The sequence below is a fragment of the Polaribacter vadi genome (assembly GCF_018861005.1).
Taxonomy (GTDB): domain Bacteria; phylum Bacteroidota; class Bacteroidia; order Flavobacteriales; family Flavobacteriaceae; genus Polaribacter; species Polaribacter vadi_A.
Genome location: NZ_JAHKQL010000036.1, coordinates 1 through 1,787, shown reverse-complemented (window position 1 = coordinate 1,787; position 1,787 = coordinate 1). Strand labels below are relative to the sequence as shown.

3 protein-coding genes are annotated in these 1,787 nt (G+C 27.7%); all 3 read right to left on the bottom strand.

Features of this window, described 5'->3' with window-relative positions:
* Window positions 1-159: 159 nt before the first annotated feature.
* Complete coding sequence (locus KO506_RS16390) at window positions 160-669, bottom strand: hypothetical protein (RefSeq protein WP_215996012.1); 510 nt, start codon at window positions 667-669, stop codon at window positions 160-162.
* A 163-nt stretch (window positions 670-832) separates the two neighbouring features.
* Entirely contained in the window at window positions 833-1,348 is a 516-nt protein-coding gene (locus tag KO506_RS16385; RefSeq protein ID WP_215996011.1) for a hypothetical protein, read from the bottom strand.
* Window positions 1,349-1,534: 186 nt separating this feature from the next.
* A partial coding sequence (locus KO506_RS16380; RefSeq protein ID WP_215996010.1) for a hypothetical protein occupies window positions 1,535-1,787 on the bottom strand: 253 nt, incomplete at its 5' end.

Below are 1,787 nucleotides of genomic sequence, written 5' to 3'. Positions count from 1 at the left end.
ATTCTTTATGTTGTACAACGTGTTTGTGTTATGGAAAGTTGCGGTTTTGTGCGCGAGGATTTTCCAACGGAAAATCAAAGTGTGCAAAAATGCAACTGCCTTTGGTAAAGGACTAATTTAGCAATTTTTTATACACGGTGTTGTAACTAGTACTTTTTTTTAAGGTTTCCAATTTTCATTTATAGGTTCCATTCTACTAATATTTCCAAAATTCAAAGTTATTCCATCGTTATCTTCTCCTATTTTCAAACAAAACAACATAAGAAATAATTCAGGTAAACTTTCAATACTCTTCGTTTTTATGGTTGTTTTTCCTTTAAAAACAGTCTCATCTATTGATGCAATTTGAATTCCGTTTTTGAAGAATGATTTTTTATTCCCACTATGAAGTTTTAATTCAAACATATTCTCTTGAGTTTTCAATTCATAAATAGAATGCTTTTTATTTTTTCCATTTATTTCAAAAGATTTTCCATTTTTATCTTTAATGAAATAATTTACTTTAAGTTTCCAAACATTAACTTTCTTCTTTATAGAGAATAATAATCTTTCATTATGTTCAAATATTTTTGCTTTATATTTTCCAAATAACATTGACCATTCTCCATACATTATAGTTCGAGAATCTCCTTTTTTAGTCAAAGTTAAATTGTCAATTAAATATTCCAAATTTGATTTCCTCTGTATTAGTTACAACGTTTCATGTATAAGATTAGTTGCGTGTTTCAAGCACTAAAGTTAGCAAATATATCATAGATAGAAAGTCCGCGAGGACTTTCATAAACTGGCTAAAACCAGCATTTAATTTTATACGGTGTTGGCAAATCGTTTTTTATTCAATTCCAAATTCTTCACATTTGAGGACTTTAATAATATTTAATTGCTCATCCATTTCCGTTATGAAAAATTCTCCGGCATGACTTATTTGGTTATTAATATTTTGAGATTTTTTTTCAATTGAATCAAACTGATTAAGTTCCATCTTTTCCTGAATGAATTTTAGAGTAGGAATCATATGTTCCGTTCCCCAATATTCTTCTTTTTTAATTTCCAACTTATTTTCATCGTTTACATAATATACTTCTTTAAGTATTCCATCTTGCCAAAAATATGTCATTACAGTTTGATATTTAGTAAAAACGTGATGTCCACCTCGATTTTGGAAGACTTCAACAATATATAGTTTGGATTTTACTAACTCAAAATCATTCTGAATTTTCTTTAGTACACGTTTTCGTAGTTTCTCTTGATATTTAGTCCGAGAATACTCTTTTATTTTAGGATATTCTATCTTAAATTTCGAATTTATCCGATTTGTGATTCCATTGCTTATAGAGCAAGAAGTCATAATAAAAGTTAGAATTAGTATGTATATAGTTTTTCTCAAAATGTTTGCCAACGTGTTTGTACAAGGTTAGTTGCGTGGTTTAGCTATAAAGTTAGTAAATAATTACCGACAAAGAAAATCCGCGAGGATTTTCGTAAGTAAGCAAAAAGCAAGCAATTAATTTTGTACGGTGTTGTACAACGTATTTTAATTCAAACAAGCTTTTATGGAATTTTTATAATCTTCCATTCCAACTATTTCTTTCCTTTTTGTTTTTCTCCATTTTCTTTGATATTGAATATCTAAAATTTTTATAATGTAAAAGTTATATTCAGTTACGCATTCATAAATTTTTCCTTCGCAACCAAGTTCAATATATTCAACATTATATTTTCTTTCAAATTTTTCGTCCTTTTTCGTATTTTCAATTGGAGCAATTTCACTATTCAAGTAAAGTTTT

Excerpts from the sequence above, each read along its gene's own strand:
- KO506_RS16385 (WP_215996011.1), bottom strand. The coding sequence starts at position 1,348 with ATGACTTCTTGCTCTATAAGCAATGGAATCACAAATCGGATAAATTCG.